General features: G+C 60.0%; 19 protein-coding genes. 10 read left to right on the forward strand and 9 right to left on the reverse strand.

Going from position 1 to position 18,279, the window contains the following annotated elements; genetic code table 11:
• The 5 genes from A3714_RS10105 to A3714_RS10125 form a co-directional block, all read left to right on the forward strand.
• Positions 1-710 (forward strand): acyl-CoA dehydrogenase family protein (locus A3714_RS10105; protein WP_197463403.1); only part of this gene is annotated, 710 nt, incomplete at its 5' end.
• A gap of 9 nt (positions 711-719) precedes the next feature.
• Positions 720-1,913 carry an acyl-CoA dehydrogenase family protein gene (locus A3714_RS10110; protein ID WP_063508043.1) on the forward strand — a complete coding sequence of 398 codons (1,194 nt, stop codon included), beginning with the start codon at positions 720-722 and terminating at the stop codon, positions 1,911-1,913.
• 132 nt (positions 1,914-2,045) lie between these two features.
• Positions 2,046-2,843, forward strand: coding sequence for an SDR family oxidoreductase (locus A3714_RS10115; protein WP_063508044.1), 798 nt, complete (start codon positions 2,046-2,048; stop codon positions 2,841-2,843).
• Entirely contained in the window at positions 2,843-3,700 is an 858-nt protein-coding gene (gene ttcA, locus A3714_RS10120) for a tRNA 2-thiocytidine(32) synthetase TtcA (protein WP_063508045.1), read from the forward strand. Before A3714_RS10115 ends, ttcA begins: the two co-directional genes overlap by 1 nt.
• Before the next feature lie 227 nt (positions 3,701-3,927).
• The gene (locus A3714_RS10125) at positions 3,928-6,090 is read left to right on the forward strand and encodes a malate synthase G (protein WP_063508046.1); all 2,163 of its coding nucleotides are present in this window, start codon (positions 3,928-3,930) and stop codon (positions 6,088-6,090) included.
• Positions 6,091-6,237: 147 nt separating this feature from the next.
• Here A3714_RS10125 and A3714_RS10130 read toward each other — a convergent pair whose 3' ends face one another.
• Positions 6,238-7,008, reverse strand: a complete 771-nt coding sequence (locus A3714_RS10130) for a type II and III secretion system protein (protein WP_231866007.1) — start codon at positions 7,006-7,008, stop codon at positions 6,238-6,240.
• 108 nt (positions 7,009-7,116) lie between these two features.
• On the opposite strand from A3714_RS10130, the gene A3714_RS10135 reads away from it, so the two are divergent.
• Complete coding sequence (locus A3714_RS10135) at positions 7,117-7,785, forward strand: tRNA (guanosine(46)-N(7))-methyltransferase TrmB (RefSeq protein ID WP_063508048.1); 669 nt, start codon at positions 7,117-7,119, stop codon at positions 7,783-7,785.
• A gap of 57 nt (positions 7,786-7,842) precedes the next feature.
• Here the strand turns inward: A3714_RS10135 and A3714_RS10140 are convergent, their stop codons facing one another.
• The 7 genes from A3714_RS10140 to A3714_RS10170 all read right to left on the reverse strand — a co-directional run bounded on the left by A3714_RS10140 (position 7,843) and on the right by A3714_RS10170 (position 13,820).
• Positions 7,843-8,340 carry a hypothetical protein gene (locus A3714_RS10140; RefSeq protein ID WP_062817258.1) on the reverse strand — a complete coding sequence of 166 codons (498 nt, stop codon included), beginning with the start codon at positions 8,338-8,340 and terminating at the stop codon, positions 7,843-7,845.
• Positions 8,340-8,765: a GNAT family N-acetyltransferase gene (locus A3714_RS10145; RefSeq protein WP_062817259.1), complete on the reverse strand. Its 426-nt coding sequence runs from the start codon at positions 8,763-8,765 to the stop codon at positions 8,340-8,342. The genes A3714_RS10140 and A3714_RS10145 overlap by 1 nt, the downstream gene beginning before the upstream one ends.
• 10 nt (positions 8,766-8,775) lie before the next feature.
• Positions 8,776-9,924 (reverse strand): JmjC domain-containing protein, encoded by a 1,149-nt coding sequence (locus tag A3714_RS10150; RefSeq protein ID WP_082844613.1) that lies wholly within the window; start codon positions 9,922-9,924, stop codon positions 8,776-8,778.
• Complete coding sequence (gene purB, locus A3714_RS10155; protein WP_063508049.1) at positions 9,924-11,294, reverse strand: adenylosuccinate lyase; 1,371 nt, start codon at positions 11,292-11,294, stop codon at positions 9,924-9,926. The genes A3714_RS10150 and purB overlap by 1 nt, the downstream gene beginning before the upstream one ends.
• Positions 11,295-11,595: 301 nt before the next feature.
• The gene (gene hflD, locus A3714_RS10160) at positions 11,596-12,234 is read right to left on the reverse strand and encodes a high frequency lysogenization protein HflD (RefSeq protein ID WP_063508050.1); all 639 of its coding nucleotides are present in this window, start codon (positions 12,232-12,234) and stop codon (positions 11,596-11,598) included.
• Positions 12,231-13,337: a tRNA 2-thiouridine(34) synthase MnmA gene (mnmA, locus tag A3714_RS10165; protein WP_063508051.1), complete on the reverse strand. Its 1,107-nt coding sequence runs from the start codon at positions 13,335-13,337 to the stop codon at positions 12,231-12,233. Before mnmA ends, hflD begins: the two co-directional genes overlap by 4 nt.
• Positions 13,338-13,352: 15 nt before the next feature.
• Complete coding sequence (locus tag A3714_RS10170) at positions 13,353-13,820, reverse strand: NUDIX hydrolase (RefSeq protein WP_063508063.1); 468 nt, start codon at positions 13,818-13,820, stop codon at positions 13,353-13,355.
• Positions 13,821-13,961: 141 nt separating this feature from the next.
• On the opposite strand from A3714_RS10170, the gene moaC reads away from it, so the two are divergent.
• The 3 genes from moaC (at position 13,962) to A3714_RS10185 (ending at position 15,248) form a co-directional block, all read left to right on the forward strand.
• Positions 13,962-14,441: a cyclic pyranopterin monophosphate synthase MoaC gene (moaC, locus tag A3714_RS10175; protein WP_063508052.1), complete on the forward strand. Its 480-nt coding sequence runs from the start codon at positions 13,962-13,964 to the stop codon at positions 14,439-14,441.
• An 85-nt stretch (positions 14,442-14,526) separates the two neighbouring features.
• On the forward strand, positions 14,527-14,778 hold the full coding sequence (gene moaD / locus A3714_RS10180; protein WP_063508053.1) for a molybdopterin converting factor subunit 1: 252 nt from the start codon (positions 14,527-14,529) through the stop codon (positions 14,776-14,778).
• Positions 14,775-15,248 (forward strand): molybdenum cofactor biosynthesis protein MoaE, encoded by a 474-nt coding sequence (locus A3714_RS10185; RefSeq protein ID WP_063508054.1) that lies wholly within the window; start codon positions 14,775-14,777, stop codon positions 15,246-15,248. The genes moaD and A3714_RS10185 overlap by 4 nt, the downstream gene beginning before the upstream one ends.
• Here A3714_RS10185 and A3714_RS17555 read toward each other — a convergent pair.
• Complete coding sequence (locus A3714_RS17555; RefSeq protein ID WP_082810883.1) at positions 15,151-15,774, reverse strand: pseudouridine synthase; 624 nt, start codon at positions 15,772-15,774, stop codon at positions 15,151-15,153. The two genes, A3714_RS10185 and A3714_RS17555, sit on opposite strands and share 98 nt — an antisense overlap.
• A gap of 203 nt (positions 15,775-15,977) precedes the next feature.
• Here A3714_RS17555 and A3714_RS10195 point away from each other — a divergent pair, with 203 nt between their 5' ends.
• Positions 15,978-18,197 (forward strand): NADP-dependent isocitrate dehydrogenase, encoded by a 2,220-nt coding sequence (locus tag A3714_RS10195; protein WP_063508056.1) that lies wholly within the window; start codon positions 15,978-15,980, stop codon positions 18,195-18,197.
• The last annotated feature ends 82 nt before the right edge of the window (positions 18,198-18,279 follow it).

Raw genomic sequence — 18,279 nt, forward strand, 5'->3', positions numbered from 1 at the left:
CCGTGGCCCTCAATGAACCCCGTGCCACCTTCGAACCGACGATGCCGGCCACAACAGCCCGTAAAGAAAGCGATGGTTATACGCTGAACGGTGTGAAAAGCCTGGTGCCCATGGCGGGCCAATGTCAGTGGTTCGTGGTGATCGCTGCCACGGAGAGTGAGGTGGCGGCGTTTGTGGTGCCGGCGGATGCCCCGGGCCTGACCATTGCTGCCGAGGCTTGCATGGGGTTGCGCAGCGCCAATACGGCCACGCTGACCCTGGAAAACGTCAGGGTTCCGGCCCATGACCGGTTGCCGCACTTTGATCTGGATCGTCTGCTGGGCTTGAGCCGTATTGGGCAATGTGCCATGGCCGTAGGTTGCTGTCAGGCGGTCATGGAATACGCCATTCCCTACGTGAAAGAGCGCAAGGCCTTCGGTGAACCCATTGCCTGGCGTCAGTCCGTGGCCTTTATGGTGGCGAATATGGGCATCGAGATCGAAGGCATGCGTCTGATGATGTTGCGTGCCGCCAGCCGCGCGGAGCAGGGACTGGATTTCCACAGGGAGGCCTATCTGGCCCAGCTGCAGTGCATGGAAAAAGCCATGGAGATCGGTACCAACGGTATCCAGCTGTTCGGTGGCGCCGGCTTTGTGCGCGATTACCCGCTGGAAATGTGGTACCGCAACCTGCGCAGCATCGCCGTGTTGCACGGCAGCCTGATGGTATAGGAGAGAGACATGATCAACCTGGAAATCCCGGCCAAGCTCCAACAGGTCCAGCAGATGGCCCAGCAACTGGCGGCGGGTGTCTTTCGTCCCATTGCCCGTAAATACGACGCCATCGAGCACTGCGACACCCCGGAAGAACTGAAACCCGTGGCACAGATGATGGCGGCCATGCCTCGCGGCAGCGGCGGCAAGGGCGGTGGCGACGAGATCAAAAATGGCAGCAACATGACCGGCATCCTGGCGGTGGAAGCCATGTGCTGGGGGGACGTGGGGCTCATGCTCTCGATCCCGGGCTCAGGGCTTGGCAATGCGGCCGTCATGGCGGTGGGCACCCCGGAGCAGAAAGAAAAATACGGCAAGCTCTACTGTGCCATGGCCATCACTGAGCCCGGTGCCGGCTCGGATTCCGCCGCCGTCAGCACCACCGCCGAACTGGACGGTGACGAGTGGGTGCTCAATGGCGAGAAAATCTACTGCACCGCCGGCCAGCGCTGCGACGCGGTGGTGGTCTGGGCGACACTGGATAAATCCCTGGGCAAGGCGGCGATCAAATCCTTTATTGTCCCCCGCGATAACCCGGGTCTCCAGCTGGTGCGGGTGGAAGACAAGATGGGCCTGCGGGTGTCCGATACCGCGGCGCTGTCTTTCAATAACTGCCGCATTCCCAAGGACCATATTCTCGGTTCTGCGGAGATCGGTGACACCGAGGAAGCCCGCAAGAAGGCATTCGGTGGGGTCATGCAGACCTTTGATAACACCCGACCGCAAGTGGCTGCCATGGCCCTGGGTGTGGCCCGTGCTGCGCTGGAAATTACCCGGGAAATATTTGAAAAAGAAGGGGTTGGCGCTGATTTCTCGAAACAACCTTATAACTCTACGGCCCGGGAGCTGGAGCTTTATCGCCTGGAAGCCGACCTGGAAGCGGCCCGGCTGATGACCCTCAAGGCGGCCTGGATGGCCGACAATGGCCAGCCCAATTCCAAGGAGGCTTCCATGTGCAAGGCTAAAGCCGGGCGCATGGGCAACGAGGTCACGCTCAAGTGTGTGGCCCTGTGCGGCGAGCTGGGTTATTCCGAGCGGACTTTGCTGGAAAAGCTCGCCCGGGATTCCAAGATTATCGACATCTTCGAAGGTACCCAGCAGATCCAGCAGTTGATCGTCGCACGGCACCTGCTGGGGCTGTCCTCCAAAGAGCTGAAATAAATCGTCAGCTACAAGCTACAAGCTACAAGCGAAGAGCGAAGAGCGAAGAGCGAAGAGCGCGGTTTCCCGCGCTTTTTGTTTTTGGGCTTGAGGCATTAAGCTTGCAGCTCGTAGCGGTTTTCAGGAGTTCTTATGTCCGAGACATTGGCTGGCAAGGTGGTATGGATTACCGGAGCATCCTCCGGCATTGGCGAGGCAGTGGCGAAGGAATATGCCCGACGCGGCGCAACGCTGGTGCTTTCTGCCCGCCGGGAAGCGGAGCTGCAACGGGTCCGCGAGGGGCTGGTCAACAGTGATGATCACCTGGTCCTGCCGCTGGATCTGGCCGATAGCAGCGCCATGCCTGCGGCGGTGGAGGCCGTACGTAACCGCTTTGATCGCCTGGATCAGGTGATCCATAACGGCGGCATCTCCCAGCGTTCCCTGGTGGCGGATACCGATCTTGAGGTGGATCGGCGCATCATGGAGGTGAATTTCTTCGGGGCGGTGGCATTGACCAAGGCGGTGCTGCCCTGGCTGAAAGAGCAGGGCAGTGGCCGGTTTGTGGTGGTCACCTCGCTGGTGGGTGAGTTGCCCACGCCCCTGCGCAGCGCCTACAGCGCCAGCAAGCATGCCCTGCATGGGTTCTTCGAATCCCTGCGTGCGGAAGAGTACGATGCCGGAATCCGGGTGACCCTGGTGATGCCCGGCTTTATCCGTACCAATGTCTCGCTCAATGCGCTCACCGCGGATGGTTCCGCCCAGGGCAGCATGGACGAGGCCCAGGAAGCTGGTATTCCCCCTGAAGAATGCGCCGAACGGCTGGTGAAGGCCGTGCAGCGTGGCCGTGATCAGGTTATCATCGCCGGCCGCGAAGGGGCGGGCGTCTACCTAAAACGCTGGAGCCCCGCGCTGTACCGCCGATTGATCCGCAAAATGAAGGTGACGTAATGTCTGTGGACGCCCTGGACGCCAAACAACGGACCCGCCTCAACAAGTTGCAGAAGAAGCTGCGGCGTGAGGTCGGTCGTGCCATTGCCGATTTCAATATGATCGGTGAGGGCGACAAGGTGATGGTGTGCCTGTCCGGCGGCAAGGATTCCTACACCATGCTGGAAATCCTGCGCAATCTGCAGCATTCGGCACCGGTGAATTTCGAGCTGGTGGCGGTGAACCTGGACCAGAAGCAGCCAGGCTTCCCGGAGCATGTACTGCCCGAATACCTGGAAAAGGAAGGGGTGGCCTACCACATCCTGGAAAAGGACACCTATTCCATCGTCAAGGAGAAGGTCCCCGAGGGCAAAACCACCTGTGGTCTGTGTTCCCGCCTGCGCCGGGGCAGCCTGTACGGGTTTGCCGAGGAAATTGGCGCCAACAAGATCGCTCTGGGCCATCACCGTGACGACATCATTGAAACCCTGTTCCTGAACATGTTCTACGGCGGCAAGATGAAAGCCATGCCGCCCAAGCTGCGCAGCGACGATAACCGCAATATTGTCATCCGCCCGCTGGCCTACTGCCGGGAAAAGGACATCATTGAGTTCTCCAGTTTCAAGGATTTCCCGATCATTCCCTGCAACCTGTGCGGCTCCCAGGAAAACCTGCAACGGCAGGTGATCAAGGAGATGCTCAACAAGTGGGACCGGGACCAGCCTGGGCGCATCGAGAACATCTTTGCCGCGATCCAGAATATCGCCCCCTCCCAATTGGCCGATACCCGTCTGTTTGATTTCGAGAACCTGGAAGACGGCCAGCAGCAGGGCGGCGAACAGGCCCATCGGCTGGATGTGGTCAACCTGTTCGGCTGATCAAAAAAGCAACGATTTCCCCTGATTTGCCACTAAACATGATTCACGGCCACGTTTCCGGTAAAATGCCCGCGCCTTTTTGCGGGGCTGTCCATCGGATGGCCATGTAACCGTTTCCCCGGGCTTCTGCGATTTCCTCCGAGCTCACTGACGTGAGATCGACCCTTGGGTTTTCGCTGAATGTCCCGATTAACCAAGACTCTCTCGACCAGAAGGGTAGGAGCACCATGACCGATCGTATTCAGAAGGGTAGCCTCGAAATCGCTGCCGAACTCCATGATCTGGTAGTCAACGAGATTGCGCCGGGCACCGGCGTGGACCCGGAACACTTCTGGGCCGAGCTGGAAAGCATCCTCAAGGACCTGGCGCCCAAGAACAAGGCGCTGCTGGAAAAGCGTGAAACCATCCAGGCGCAACTGGATGAGTGGTACAAGGCCCGTAAAGGCCAGGCCATCGACATGGCCGAGTACAAGCAGTTCCTGACCGAGATCGGCTACCTGTTGCCGGAAGGCGACGACTTCAAGGTCACCACCGAGAATGTGGATGACGAGATCGGCACCATCGCCGGCCCGCAGCTGGTGGTACCGGTGAAGAATGCCCGCTTCGCCCTGAACGCGGCCAATGCCCGCTGGGGCAGCCTGTACGATGCCCTGTACGGCACCGACGTGATTTCCGATGAAGGCGGCGCCGAGAAAGGCGGTGCCTACAACCCCAAGCGTGGCGCCAAGGTGATCGCCTGGGCCCGCGACTTCTTGGATAACTATTTCCCCCTGGCCAGCGGCTCCCACAAGGACAGCACTGGCTACGCCATCGTCGATGGCAAGCTGGAAGTGTCTCTGGGCGGTGACAAGAGCGGCCTGAAAGACGAGTCCCAGCTGCAGGGCTACGTGGGCGATGCGGCGGCTCCGTCCGGCATCCTGCTCAAGCACAACAACCTGCATGCGGAAATCCAGATCGACGCCAGCCACCCGATTGGTGCTGAAGACGCGGCGAACATGAAGGATGTGCTGCTGGAATCCGCCATCACCACCATCCAGGACTGCGAAGACTCCGTGGCTGCCGTGGATGCGGAAGACAAGGTCGAGGTGTACCGCAACTGGGCGGGCCTGATGAAGGGCGACCTGCAGGAGTCCTTCGAGAAGGGCGGCAAGACCATGACCCGCGCCATGAACCCGGATCGCGAGTACACCGCCCTGGACGGCTCCACGCTGACCCTGCACGGCCGCTCCCTGCTGCTGGTCCGTAACGTGGGCCACCTGATGACCAACCCGGCCATCCTGATGAACGGGGAAGAGACTCCGGAAGGCATCATGGACGGCATGGTGACCGTACTGGCGGGTCTGCATGACCTGAAGAAGCTCAACACACTGAGCAACAGCCGCACCGGTTCCATGTACATCGTGAAGCCCAAGATGCACGGCCCGGAAGAAGTGGCCTTCGCCGTTGAGCTGTTCGAGCGTGTAGAAAAAGCCTTAGGTTTGGCTGCTAACACCTTGAAAATTGGCATCATGGACGAAGAGCGCCGCACCACCGTCAACCTGAAGGAGTGTATCCGTCAGGCCAAGGAGCGTGTGATCTTCATCAACACCGGCTTCCTGGATCGTACCGGTGACGAAATGCACACTTCCATGGAAGCGGGCCCCATGGCGCGCAAGGGCGACATGAAGGCCCTGCCGTGGATCAACGCCTACGAAGACTGGAACGTGGACATCGGCCTGGAGTGCGGCCTGCCGGGTCATGCCCAGATCGGCAAGGGCATGTGGCCCAAGCCGGACGAGATGGCCGAGATGATGGCCACAAAGGCTGGTCACCCGAAAGCCGGTGCCAACTGCGCCTGGGTACCGTCCCCGACCGCCGCTACCCTGCACGTGACCCACTACCACGAAGTGAACGTGGCCCAGGTGCAGAAAGAGCTGGCCAACCGCAAGCGTGCCTCCCTGGACGACATCCTCACCGTGCCGCTGCTCACCCGTGAGCTGTCCGCCGAGGAAATCCAGCAGGAGCTGGATAACAATGCCCAGGGTATTCTGGGTTACATGGTGCGCTGGATTGACCAGGGCGTGGGCTGTTCCAAGGTGCCGGACATCAATGATGTGGGCCTGATGGAAGACCGCGCCACCCTGCGTATCTCCAGCCAGCACGTGACCAACTGGCTGCACCACGGCATCACCAACCAGGAACAGGTGATGGAAACCCTGAAGCGCATGGCCGAAGTGGTCGATCGTCAGAACGCCAACGATCCGCTGTACGTGCCCATGGCCAAGGACTTCGACAACTCCGTCGCCTTCCAGGCAGCGGTAGAGCTGGTGTTCGAGGGCTGCTCCCAGCCCAGCGGCTACACCGAGCCGGTTCTGCACCGTCGTCGCCGTGAGCTGAAGAACAACGGTTAACAGTGAATAATTAACCGTTAACAGCGACGCGTTCTCGTGTCGCGGTTCTTGAAAGCAAAGAGGCCGCGCCCAATCGTTGGGCGCGGCCTCTTGCGTTTTAATCCCTGCCAGTTGTTTCCCGCGCAACTATTAACTGTTCACTGTTAACTATTCACTGATCTCCACCATGACTTCTAACGGCAAATTGACCTGCTGGCTGCTGATTCGCACCCCACCAAGCCCTCGCTGGTCCTGCTGGCGATCTACGCTAATGCTGCCCATGGGCTGCCAGACGCCGGGCTGTACCCGCAGGGTGGTGCCGCTGGACTGGGTGTGTGCCAGGCCGGGGCCGCCGGGTTGATCGTAGCGCTGGCTGATTTGCAGGACCACGCTGCCATCCGGGGTCAGTTGTGGGACTACCTGAATTCCCTGTTGCAGCTCGGCAAACACGGTGCCGTAATAGCCGCCGCCGAGGGCGAGCAGGGTGCCCTGGCTGATATGGGCCGGGTAACCGCTGAGGGTGCGGATCCGGTAATGGTCCTGCTGGCTTGTCTGGCGCTGACTCTGTTGAATGCGAATGTCGCCGGAGACACTGCCGGGTATTTGCCCCTGGATGCGGGTATTCACACCGTGCCGTTGTTCACTGCTGCTGCCATGGCGGCGCAGATGGACAACCAGCGCAGAGGGCGTGGCTTCCAGGCTGCCCAAAGCCTGCTCCAGCTCTGCCATATTGCTATCGGTGGTGCGAATGATCAGTTTGCCCTGGTAGGCCCGCACACTGCCTCCAGGCGGCAGCAGGGGTTCGATCACGGGCAGCAGGGCGGGGGCGTCCGGGCGTGGCAGGACATGGATTCGCAGGTTATCCGCCGCCGCGGGTACGACCAGCACCAGTAACAGCAAGAACACCAGGGTTCGGCAAGCGTGCATTCTTGTTTCCATGACCGGCTCCCGCAGACTTTTTCTCACTGTACCATGGCGGTTCCACTGCGCATGGTGAGTGGATCACAGGCATAATGGCTGCCGCCTGTGAACAACCCCAGAGTTGCCATGTTTGCCAACAGCCGAAGCGTTACCACCAACCAGACCTCCATCCATGACGACCTGGATCGGGTGGTCCGCCGTCATCTGCAGCACCCCTGGCGCGCCCCCATTGCCGATCATGATGTCCAGGCATTTCGCCGATTGCAGCAATGGCGTGATGCGCAGGGCAGTGAGAGACCCCTGATGCTGGATTCCGGTTGTGGGACCGGCCGCTCGTCTCGTGCGCTGGCCAGCCAGAATCCGAATGCCCTGGTGGTCGGCGTGGACCAGTCCGCCGTGCGGCTGGACCGGGCGACAAGGCGGTTTGAGATCCTCCCTGACAACCTGTTGTTGCTGCGGGCCGATTGTGCCGGCCTGTGGCGGCTGATGGCCGGAGAGGGCTGGCAACTTCTCCGCCACCAGATTCTCTATCCCAACCCCTGGCCCAAAAGCGCCCATCTCAAGCGGCGCTGGCACGGTCACCCGGTGTGGCCCACCTTGCTGTCTCTGGGTGGGGAGCTGGAAATGCGCAGTAACTGGCCCCTGTATCTGCAAGAAGTGCAGGCGGCGCTGCAGATCAGTGGTATCCAGGCGACATTGTCCGCGTTGCCAGAACAACACGAGCCGTTGACGGATTTCGAGGAAAAATATCAGGCCAGCGGGCAGCTGAACTGGCGGCTGACAGCGAGTCTGTAACCCGGCCTTCCGGCACGGCAGGCCCAGCTGGCCGGGCATCCTCCGCGAGCGAGGCGCCTACAGGCGTAGCTCCCTCAACTCGGTTGAATGGAAGGCGCGCTCCCATTGCTCCTGAAACTGCCGCGCCAGTCGAGGCGCCCTGGGCAGCCGGTGGGCACACAGGTCCAGCCGGGCGGGCCGGGGCCAGCCGCTGGCTTCAAACAGGCCGGTGTTGTCACCGATGGCAAAGCAAAGCTGGCCATCCCTGTCATCGTCCTGGCTCTGGCGAAGCTGGATACGGGAAGGCAGTCTGCGCGCCAGGTGGATCAGGCGGTGGCCGTTGCGGATAGCGTCGTCCTGGCTGTCGTACTGAATGCGAATATCCACTCTTTCACTGCTCAATCCCAGCCGCTTGAGAGCATCGCAGACGACCCGGTCGGCGGTCAGGTTATCCAGCGAGGGCACCCGCAGCCATAGGCTGCGGCGGCAGGCCAGGATCAAGCTGGCCAGCGCCGTGCCGGCCTCGTGGAATTCCGGGTGGTGCAGGGTGTCGTCGTCACCGATGACAAAAGGCATCAGACCAGGGGTTTGAACATCTGGCGATGGGGGATATTGGCATCCATGAAGATGCCGCCGGACACTGCAAAACCGGCCGCTTCGTAGAAGCTGGTGGCGTGGGTCTGGGCGTGCAGAAAGATTTCTTCCATGCCCTTGGCGCGGGCGGCTTCTTCCGCCGCGACCAGCAGGGAACTGCCAACCCCGTTGTTGCGTTGCTCGGAGAGCACACACAGTCGGCTGATCTGCCCGGTCGGCAGCAGACGGATACAACCCACCGGGTTCTGTTCCCGGTCCAGGGCCAGAAAATGGACGGCGTTATCGTCTTCGCCATCCCACTCCAGCTCTTCGGGAACATGTTGCTCGTTGATAAAGACCTTCTGGCGAAGGGCTCGCAGGGCGCTTTCGTGTTCGTCCCAGCGGGTCTCGATAATGCTGATAGCCATAGGGGTCTCGTTATAGTGGGGCGAAGAAGCCCTGTTCAATCCAGTCATGTAGCAATTCACTCCCGGCTGGCTGCATTAACGCATCCAGCGCGTCACGGGTATAGCAGCGCTGGCGGGCCAGCAGCTGTACCAGTGGTCGTTGTTGTTCTGTCAGTGAGTAGGGCTCACCGTTTAACCAGGCAATGTTGCCCTGCAAAATCAGGCGCACACTACCATGGCGCACCAGGGCGATCGATGGATCGCGGTGGCGAATATGGGCATCATCGACGGCAAATTCAAGTCCATCCAGCCGGGGCGTGGACAGCCAGCGATAAACTGCACGCTCAATGGCCGCCGGGTTGAGCAGGTCCAGGGCGCCGCGAATCAGTTGCTGCCGGTCTGCATCGGCCAGTACTGACGGGTCTGCAGTCACTGTCCGGTCCGGGTCGGTGAACAGTTCGCTGTCCGCATCGGCCAGACATTCACCGGCAATTTCCGCCATTAGCATCTGGTAATCCGGGGCCCGGAAGCCCACCGACCAGGTGATGCAGTCACTGTCTTCGGCGACCCCGTGGTGTGCCACGCCGGGGGGCAGATAGAGGACGTCGCCGGGGTTGGCCACGAACGCTTCGCGCACCGGCATATCGGCCAGTAACTTCAGATCAGGATGCGGCAATTTCGGTGTTTTTTCGTCGCAGATATCACCGATCTGCCAGCGGCGGCTGCCGGCGGCCTGGATCAGGAATACGTCATAGCGGTCGTAGTGGGGCCCCACGCTGCCACCCTTGGCGGCATAGCTCATCATGATGTCTTCCAGACGCCAGTTGGGCAGGAAGGCAAAACTGTCCAGCAGCAGGGACACATCGGTGAGATAGTGATCCACGGACTGTACCAGCAGGGTCCAGTCCCGCTCACCCAGCTCGGCAAACACGGTTTCCTCGAACGGGCCCTGTTTCAGTTCCCAGCTGCCACCGGCAGAGCCGCGAATGATGCGCGCTTCCACGTTGTCTTCCAGCGCCAGCCCGGCCAGGGTGTCCGCGTCTGGCTCATCCAGGCCGCTGGCGGCGCCGGGCATGAACAGGGGCTTTTTCTGCCAGTAGTCCCGCAAAAACGCTGCCGGCTTCATGGGCAGAGTGAAGCGCGGCAGGGTCAGGGCTGACTGGCCCGGAGCGTCGGTCATCAGATATTGCGCGCTTGCTGGGGCGCATTGCCGATGTAGCTGCCCGGGGTCATGGCCAGCAGGATTTCCTTGGCTTCGTCAGGAATCGCCAGATCATTGATAAAGGCGGTCAGGGTGTCCTGGTTGATACCGTCCTTGCCACGGGTCAGGGCTTTGAGTTTTTCGTAGGGCTTCTCGATACCGTAGCGGCGCATGACCGTCTGGATTGGCTCGGCCAGCACTTCCCAGGCAGCATCCAGATCCGCATTCAGGCGGGCCGGGTTCACTTCCAGTTTGCCAATACCTTTCAGGCTGGCTTCGAAGGCGATCAGGCTGTGTGCCAGGCCCACACCCACGTTGCGCAGCACGGTGGAGTCGGTCAGGTCACGCTGCCAGCGGGACACCGGCAGCTTGGCCGCCAGATGATCCATGATGGCGTTGGCCAGGCCCAGGTTGCCTTCGGAGTTTTCGAAGTCGATGGGGTTGACCTTGTGCGGCATGGTGGAGGAGCCCACTTCGCCTTCCACGGTCTTCTGCTTGAAGTAGCCCAGGGAAATATAGCCCCACACGTCACGGTCAAAATCGAGCAGGATAGTGTTGAAGCGCATCAGGGCGTGGAAGTACTCGGCCACGCAGTCGTGTGGCTCGATCTGGGTGGTGTAGGGATTGAAAGTGAGGCCCAGGCCTTCCACAAAACGGCGGGCAAAGGCTTCCCAGTCCACATCCGGGTAAGCGGACAGGTGGGCGTTGTAGTTGCCCACTGCACCGTTGATCTTGCCCAGCAGCGCCACAGCGGCAAACTGGTCCCGCTGGCGTTGCAGGCGGGCCACCACATTGGCCATTTCCTTGCCCACGGTAGTGGGGGAGGCGGACTGGCCATGAGTGCGTGACAGCATGGGCTGATCCGCCTGGGCATGGGCCTGACGACGGATGGCGCTGATTACCTGGTCCATCTTCGGCAGCAGGATTTCCCGGGCTTCCTTGAGCATCAGGGAGTAGGACAGGTTGTTGATGTCCTCACTGGTGCAGGCGAAGTGAACGAATTCGCTCATGCCGGCAAGCTCTTCGTGTTCGGCCATCTGTTCCTTGATGAAGTATTCCACCGCCTTTACGTCATGGTTGGTGGTGGCTTCGATGGCCTTGATGCGTTCGGCATGCTCCACATCGAAGTCACGGGTTATACCGCGCAGGTGCCAGGCAGCCTGGCCGCTCATCAAAGGCACTTCGGGGATGTTCTTGTCGTGGGCGAGCTGTTCCAGCCAGCTCACTTCCACGTGCACGCGGAAGCGGATAAGGCCGTATTCACTGGTGGTTTGGCGCAGGGCATCCACCTTGCCGGCATAGCGGCCATCGACCGGTGAAATGGCATTCAAAGAGGTAAGGCTGGACATGGAAATAGCTCCCGAATCGTTTCCGTGAGGGTAAAAGCGGCGCAATGATACCGTAAAACCGCAAAGGCTGCGTTGTTGTTTGCCGGGTTAGCGGATGCTCCCTGTAGGCGCCCCGCTTGAGGGGCGAACCGAGCGAAGCGAGGCAACAGAGCGTGATGGCTGCGGCAAGCGTTCCTGGAGATATGCAGGCTTCTGATTCGCCTGATCGCCCTTCGGACGATTTCCGCGCTACCGCGCGGTTCGCGGCTCATACCCGCCGGGCATAGAGAGCGCTGATCCTGCAAATAGCTTTAAGAGTGACCTATAGGTTATTGATATCTATGGACTCTATGGCAATTAAAAGCCGTTTCCTCTGGAACAGCAACTGCCAGCGACGGCCACCGAGCTGGTGCCAGAGGAAGGCGGCGCGCACCCCGGCCAGAAACAGGGCGCGAACCCGGGCGGCCTTGTTTTCGTCCTGCAGGTGGGCGGGTTCCCCCTTCACCCGGATGCGAAAGCGAAAGGTGCCCAGGGTATCCACATAGATACCGGCCAGGCGGTGGCAGAAGGCATCATCCCGCACACTGCTGAAATGGGCCTGTTGTCCATCCAGCGCCTTGAGTCGATGGCGCAGGATATTCACGGTGTCATCGCTCTTGCGCAGTTTGGCGGCCAGGTGCAGCAAGGCAAGGCCATAATTGAGTGGCCGCAGGTTGCCGCCGGCGGAGTCCCGGTTGAGGCTGCGGTTAAGCAGGCTGACGCCATCACGAAGCAGGGCAGGCTGCGGATAAATGGCGTCAAAGCTGTCCGCGTCCAGGGCCATGACGCCCTGCATCAGGGCCTCGAAGGCGCGCGGTTCGCAGTCACCGCGAAGGGCGATGTCGTCGGCCAGCTGGGCGGCCTGAAAGACCGCGGCCAGGGCCAGAAGCTGTTGTTGTTGCGGGTTGAAGCGTTCGCTCATGCCGTTTCCTCAATGACAGCGCCACCCAGGCACAGGGGGCCATCGTAGAACACCACGGACTGTCCCGGCGTGACGGCACGCTGGGGCTCATCAAAGACCACATGGACGCGGCCATCCCCGGCATCGCTGACGGTACAGGCCTGATCCGGTTGCCGATAGCGGGTCTTGGCGGTGAGCCGGGCGGGCAAGGCCGGGGCTGCCAGAGCAACCCACTGCATGGGAGCGCTGGTCAGTTCGCGGCTGTACAGCAATGGGTGATCGGTGCCTTGCACGGCAATCAGGACGTTGCGGTCCAGATCCTTGCCGGCCACATACCAGGGGGCATCGCCGGCGTTGGCGAGACCACCAATGCCCAGCCCCTGGCGCTGGCCCAGGGTGTAATACATGAGGCCATCGTGGTCGCCGATCACATTGCCATGATCGTCCTCGATCTTGCCGGGCTGGGCGGGCAGGTACTGTTCGAGAAAATCCTTGAAGCGGCGCTCGCCGATAAAGCAGATCCCGGTGGAGTCCTTCTTCTTGTGATTGGCAAAGCCCTTTTCTTCGGCGATGCGCCGCACTTCCGGCTTTTCCAGATCCCCCAAGGGGAACAGGGTGCGCGCGAATTTGTGGTGATCCACGGCATGGAGGAAGTAGGTCTGGTCCTTGTTGGTATCCACCGCGCGTAGCAAGCGGCCCATGCCGTCGTGGCTCACCCGGGAATAATGGCCGGTGGCGATGTAGTCAGCGCCCAGGGTGATGGCGTGATCCAGAAAGGCCTGGAATTTGATTTCCTTGTTGCAGAGGATGTCCGGGTTGGGGGTGCGCCCGGCCTTGTACTCGGCAAGAAAGTGCTCGAAGACACGGTCCCAGTATTCTGCCGCGAAGTTGGCGGTGTGCAGTTCGATACCCAGCACCCCGGCCACCTGCATGGCATCCATCAGGTCTTCCCGGGCGGTGCAGTAGTCGGTGCCGTCATCCTCATTCCAGTTCTTCATGAACAGGCCCTCGACGCGATAACCCGCGTCCAGCAGCCTTGCGGCGGCCACCGAGGAATCCACACCGCCGGACATGCCGACGATCACGTGGGTGTCTTGTGGGGCTTTTGCAGAAACGTGGCTCATGGTGCTGCCTTCATGTCAGCCGCGTTGTAGCGGCCAGGGGTGCTGATAGATGGTGTCCAGTGGCAAGCGGCGTCCTGACAGGTAGTCATCCAGGCATTTTTCCACCAGGGCGCTACGGTGTTGGGGGCGGCGGCTGCGCAGTTCGTCCGGTGTCAGCCATTCGGCGCCAAGAATACCGGTATCCAGCTTCTGGCCCGGGTCATGGCTGACCGGTCTGGCCACGAAACAGGTGCGGAAGTAGACCCCGGCGCCCCGGAAGGGCTGGAAGATATACCAGCCCAGCAGATCAGTGACTTCTACCTGCCAGGCGGTCTCTTCGAGGGTTTCCCGATAGGCGGCCTGCATCAGGTTTTCCCCGAACTCCACATGCCCGGCGGGCTGATTCAGCACTTCCTTGCCCTTGCTAATTTCCCGAACAAAGAGGAAGCGCCCGTCTTGTTCCACCACACAGGCCACAGTAATGTGCGGCTCAAAGCTGTTCATATCAACCCTACCGGTACCGACCCCGTCCAAATGGGGCACAATGATAACTGAATCCACGATACCCGCGCGTGGCTCTGGATTCAGACGCAAATCAGGGCGGGAATGGTAGCGCAGCAGCGCCACAGACAACAGGAGTGATCAATGCCCGGGGACCGGTTTACCCACCTGGATGACCAGGGGCGCGCCCAGATGGTGGACGTGACGGACAAGGCGGAAACGCAGCGGCAGGCCACAGCCATGGCGCGTATTCGCATGGAACCGCAGACCTTGGCGATGATCCGCGATCAGCGTCACCCCAAAGGCGATGTGCTGGCCACCGCCCGTATTGCCGGCATTCAGGCCGCCAAGAAAACCTGGGACCTGATCCCCATGTGTCATCCGTTATTGCTGACCAAGGTAACGGTCGCCATCGACGAGGAGGGCGAGGATGCGCTGCTGATTCGGGCTTCCTGCAAACTGAAAGGCACCACAGGGGTGGAAATGGAAGCCCTGACGGCGGCCTCGGTGGCAGCGCTGACCCTCTACGATATGTGCAAGGCGGTAGATCGTGGCATGGTAATTGAAGCCATCTGCCTGCTGGAAAAGGAAGGTGGTCGCAGTGGTCACTACATCAGGTCCTGAGGCGTTTGTTCCTTGATAGGGTGGAGCCGTGCAGGCATGGCCAATGGCTGTTTGCTCCCGGGATGGTTTTCGAAGGTACCCATGCATGATTGAAATCCGTTTTTTCGCTGCCCTTCGTGAGCGGGTTGGCAGTGACAGGCTGGCAGTGTCCCCCCCGGATTCAGTGGATACGGTGGCGAAGCTGGTGGCATGGCTGGAGACAGACCCGGCATTGGCCGAGGCCCTGGCGGCCACACCACGCCGTATGGTGGCGGTCAACGAGGTGCTGGGTTCGGAAGACTCCACGGTTTCTCCCGGCGATGTTGTGGCGCTATTCCCGCCGGTGACCGGGGGATGAAAACCCGTATCGAGATTCGTAATGGCCCGCTGGTGGCCGCGGAGCCGTCTGATTGGCTGCGTGATGCGGGCCTCAGCGGCGCCCAGGTACAGTTTTCCGGCCAGGTCCGCGATGAACAGGGCAGGGTGGAGGCGCTCCATCTGGAGCATTACCCGGGGATGACAGAGTCTGTGCTTGGCACCATTGTCGAGCAGGCCCGGCAGAAGTGGCACCTGAATGGTGCCTGGGTAGTGCACCGGGTTGGCCCCATGGAGCCGGGTGATGACATCGTTCAGGTAGCGGTGAGTGCCGCTCACAGACAGGCCGCCTTCGAGGCCTGCGCCTTTATCATGGACCTGCTGAAAACCCGGGCCCCCTTCTGGAAGAAAGAACTTATCGGCGGCCGCTGGTTCTGGGTCGAGGCCCGTGAGCGGGACGCCGAGGCCGCCGCTGCCTGGCTGCAGGCGCTTTCGGCGCATGAACCGCCATAGACCGCCATTCCCCGGGGGCCAGCCCGGTCAGGTCCCAGTCGCCGATTTGCCAGCGCACCAGGCGGAGAGTGGGGTGACCGATGGCGGCGGTCATTCTCCGTACCTGCCGATTTCGACCTTCGTCTATGGTGAGTTTCAGCCAGCTATCCGCTACTGTTTTTCGGGTCCTGACCGGGGGGTGACGCGGCCACAGGTCAGGGGCGTCGATGCGAGCCGCTTTGGCGGGTCGGCAGTCACCATCCTTCAGGGTGATGCCCTGGCGCAGTTTTTGCAGTTCCTGCTCCCCGGGCGTGCCTTCCACCTGAACCAGGTAGGTCTTGGGCAGATGGAAACGCGGGTCACTGATACGCGCCTGCAGGGCACCGTCATCAGTGAGCAACAACAGTCCTTCAGAATCCCAGTCCAGCCGCCCGGCCGGGTAAACGCCGGCCACCGGGACGAACTCTCGCAGTGTGCGACGACCGCGGTCGTCACTGAACTGCGATAGCGTGTGAAAGGGCTTGTTGAGCAATATCAGTTGTGCCATGGGTATGGGTTTCGGTGGCTGTCGTTATGGCGTTGGTGCCGGTTGAACTAACAAGGCTAAACGGTCGGTGCTATACTCGCCAACTCATGCAGAATACGGTTTATCTGGAGGGAGCACTCCTTTTAGGCTCGCTGATCTGACGGCCAAAAGCCGGCTCATATCGGGCGAGAAGCACTGCCAATACAATTGGGACCTGTAATTTTATGACCCCTAAAATTATTTATACGATTACCGATGAAGCGCCAGCGCTGGCGACCTATTCCTTTCTACCTATCATTGAAAAATTCACTTCCATCGCTGGCATTCAAGTGGAAAGCAGCGATATATCACTGGCCACACGTATTCTCGCGAGTTTTCCTGAATATCTTTCAGACGAACAAAGAGTGGAAGACACGCTCTCCGCGCTGGGGGAATTGACCCAGGATCCCGACGCCAACATTATCAAACTCCCCAACATCAGTGCCTCCATTCCACAGCTCAGGGAAGCCATTGCGGAGCTGAACGAGCACGGTTTTGCCGTGCCGGAGTACCCGGATGATCCCCGCGACGCGGAACAGGAAGAGATCCAGGCCCGCTACACCAAAATTCTCGGGTCCGCGGTCAATCCGGTACTGCGAGAGGGCAACTCGGATCGTCGTGCTCCCATTGCGGTGAAGAATTATGCCCGCAAGAACCCTCACAGCATGGGGTACTGGAGCCCGGCATCGCGCACCCATGTCGCGCACATGCGTGGCGGCGATTTCTTTTCCCATGAAACCTCCCTGACGGTCGAGAAAGCCTGCAATGTTCGCATCGAGTTTGAGAATGCCGAGGGCAATGTCACGGTCATGAAGCCGGAATTGCCGTTGCTGGATGGCGAAGTGATTGATGCCATGTATATGAGCAAAAAGGCACTGTGTGACTTTTTTGACAAGCAGATCGATGATGCCAAGGAAACCGGCATTCTGTTCTCCCTGCACGTGAAAGCCACCATGATGAAGGTGTCTCACCCCATTGTGTTTGGCTATGCGGTTCGCCGTTTCTACAAGGAGCTGTTCGACAAGCATGGCGAGATTCTCGATGAGATCGGCGCCAACCCGAACAATGGCCTGAGCCACATCTACCAGAAGATCGAAGAGTTGCCGATTTCCCAGCGTCTGGAAATCGAATCCACCATTCGTGCCTGCTATCTGCACCGCCCTGAACTGGCCATGGTCGATTCAGACCGCGGCATTTCCAATCTGCACGTGCCTTCCGACGTGATTGTGGATGCCTCCATGCCGGCGATGATACGTCAGGGTGGCAAAATGTATGGCGCAGACGGCAAGCTCAAGGACACCAAGGCGGTTATCCCTGAAAGCACCTATGCCACGATTTACCAGGAAGTGATCAACTTCTGCAAAACCCATGGTGCTTTCGATCCGGTGACCTGTGGTTCGGTGCCTAACGTGGGCCTGATGGCCCAGAAAGCCGAAGAGTACGGCTCTCATGACAAGACCTTTGAAGTCGAATCAGCCGGAACCATGCGCATCGTCCGTGAAGACGGTGAAATCTTGCTGACCCATGAAGTGGAGCAAGGGGATATCTGGCGCATGTGTCAGGCGAAAGATCTGCCCATTCGTGATTGGGTGAAGTTGGCCGTCAGCCGTGCCCGGCAAAGTGATACCCCGGCCATCTTCTGGCTGGACAAGGAGCGGGCCCATGACGCCCAGCTTATTGTCAAAGTCAAAAAATATCTGCAAGACCATGATACTGACGGGCTTGATATACGCATCATGTCTCCGGTTCAGGCGATCCGTTACACCATGGAACGGATGATCCGGGGCAAAGACACTATCTCGGTCACCGGGAATGTGTTGCGTGATTACCTGACGGACTTGTTCCCGATTCTGGAGCTCGGCACCAGCGCCAAGATGCTTTCCATTGTGCCTTTGATGGCCGGCGGTGGGCTCTATGAAACCGGTGCTGGCGGTTCGGCCCCGAAACACGTACAGCAGTTCACTGAAGAAAACCATTTGCGTTGGGATTCGCTGGGCGAATTTCTGGCGCTGTCGGTGTCCATCGAGGAACTGGGTGAAAAATACGGCAACGAAAGGGCCAAGGTGATTGCCGCGGCTCTGGATAAGGCGAATGAGCAGTACCTGGAGCAGAACAAGTCGCCGTCACGAAAAGTCGGCGAGCCCGATAATCGGGTCAGTCATTTCTATGTGGCCATGTACTGGGCTCAGGCGCTGGCCGAGCAGGATGAGGATGCTGAACTGAAAAGCAAATTCACCGCCATTGCCTCGGCCCTGACAGAAAATGAAGACGCTATCGTCAAGGAAATGATTGCGGTACAAGGGTCCCCCGTGGATATCGGCGGTTACTATAATCCCGATTTTGGCAAGGTCTCTGCTGCCATGCGGCCCAGTGCCACCTTCAACAATATCCTCGACAGACTCTAGTCTCTGCAGTGAATAAGAAGGCCGGCGCAAGCCGGCTTTTTTATGGACAATCCACCGGGCCCTGTTTCAGTCGCAATGTTCA

Source organism: Alcanivorax sp. HI0007 (genome assembly GCF_001635525.1).
In the GTDB taxonomy this organism is placed as follows: domain Bacteria; phylum Pseudomonadota; class Gammaproteobacteria; order Pseudomonadales; family Alcanivoracaceae; genus Alcanivorax.

What these genes read in the sequence shown, in the direction of transcription:
- mnmA (WP_063508051.1), bottom strand. Translation starts at nt 13,337, where the DNA reads ATGAGCCACGTTTCTGCAAAAGCCCCACAAGACACCCACGTGATCGTC.
- A3714_RS10110 (WP_063508043.1), top strand. Translation starts at nt 720, where the DNA reads ATGATCAACCTGGAAATCCCGGCCAAGCTCCAACAGGTCCAGCAGATG.
- A3714_RS10140 (WP_062817258.1), bottom strand. Translation starts at nt 8,340, where the DNA reads ATGCCTTTTGTCATCGGTGACGACGACACCCTGCACCACCCGGAATTC.
- A3714_RS10170 (WP_063508063.1), bottom strand. Translation starts at nt 13,820, where the DNA reads ATGAACAGCTTTGAGCCGCACATTACTGTGGCCTGTGTGGTGGAACAA.
- moaC (WP_063508052.1), top strand. Translation starts at nt 13,962, where the DNA reads ATGCCCGGGGACCGGTTTACCCACCTGGATGACCAGGGGCGCGCCCAG.
- hflD (WP_063508050.1), bottom strand. Translation starts at nt 12,234, where the DNA reads ATGAGCGAACGCTTCAACCCGCAACAACAACAGCTTCTGGCCCTGGCC.
- A3714_RS10130 (WP_231866007.1), bottom strand. Translation starts at nt 7,008, where the DNA reads ATGGAAACAAGAATGCACGCTTGCCGAACCCTGGTGTTCTTGCTGTTA.
- A3714_RS10145 (WP_062817259.1), bottom strand. Translation starts at nt 8,765, where the DNA reads ATGGCTATCAGCATTATCGAGACCCGCTGGGACGAACACGAAAGCGCC.
- A3714_RS10150 (WP_082844613.1), bottom strand. Translation starts at nt 9,924, where the DNA reads ATGACCGACGCTCCGGGCCAGTCAGCCCTGACCCTGCCGCGCTTCACT.
- A3714_RS10195 (WP_063508056.1), top strand. Translation starts at nt 15,978, where the DNA reads ATGACCCCTAAAATTATTTATACGATTACCGATGAAGCGCCAGCGCTG.
- ttcA (WP_063508045.1), top strand. Translation starts at nt 2,843, where the DNA reads ATGTCTGTGGACGCCCTGGACGCCAAACAACGGACCCGCCTCAACAAG.
- A3714_RS10125 (WP_063508046.1), top strand. Translation starts at nt 3,928, where the DNA reads ATGACCGATCGTATTCAGAAGGGTAGCCTCGAAATCGCTGCCGAACTC.
- A3714_RS10185 (WP_063508054.1), top strand. Translation starts at nt 14,775, where the DNA reads ATGAAAACCCGTATCGAGATTCGTAATGGCCCGCTGGTGGCCGCGGAG.
- A3714_RS10115 (WP_063508044.1), top strand. Translation starts at nt 2,046, where the DNA reads ATGTCCGAGACATTGGCTGGCAAGGTGGTATGGATTACCGGAGCATCC.
- moaD (WP_063508053.1), top strand. Translation starts at nt 14,527, where the DNA reads ATGATTGAAATCCGTTTTTTCGCTGCCCTTCGTGAGCGGGTTGGCAGT.
- purB (WP_063508049.1), bottom strand. Translation starts at nt 11,294, where the DNA reads ATGTCCAGCCTTACCTCTTTGAATGCCATTTCACCGGTCGATGGCCGC.
- A3714_RS17555 (WP_082810883.1), bottom strand. Translation starts at nt 15,774, where the DNA reads ATGGCACAACTGATATTGCTCAACAAGCCCTTTCACACGCTATCGCAG.
- A3714_RS10135 (WP_063508048.1), top strand. Translation starts at nt 7,117, where the DNA reads ATGTTTGCCAACAGCCGAAGCGTTACCACCAACCAGACCTCCATCCAT.